At 43.9% G+C, this 305-nt stretch carries 1 protein-coding gene; it reads right to left on the bottom strand.

The genetic code is table 11. The annotated features are described in order from the left end of the window. Window positions 1-202 (bottom strand): gamma carbonic anhydrase family protein (locus ACRBG0_RS27515; protein ID WP_431490040.1); only part of this gene is annotated, 202 nt, incomplete at its 3' end. Window positions 203-305 lie beyond the last annotated feature (103 nt).

A 305-nucleotide genomic window follows, 5' to 3' on the forward strand; every position in this document is an offset into this window, starting at 1 on the left:
TACCATGAATGATGGCCCCATCCTGTATGTTGACTTTGTTGCCAATATGAATGCTGTTCACATCGCCACGAACCACCGCCTGGAACCAGATACTGCAATCGTCACCCATGGTCAAGTCACCAATAAGGGTAGCATTCTCAGCCAAGAAGCAATTCTCTCCCCACTGAGGGGTAAAGCCACGCACGCTTTTTATCAAAGCCATAAGTTTATTGTTTGTTGGAAACACCAAGATAGCAGAAAGATTCCTAGCTGAACTTAGACAGCCGGTTAGTATTAAAAAGAACCCCTTATATGTCCTTATAATC

Origin of the sequence: Lewinella sp. (assembly GCF_050633125.1) — a bacterium.
Lineage (GTDB): Bacteria > Bacteroidota > Bacteroidia > Chitinophagales > Saprospiraceae > Lewinella.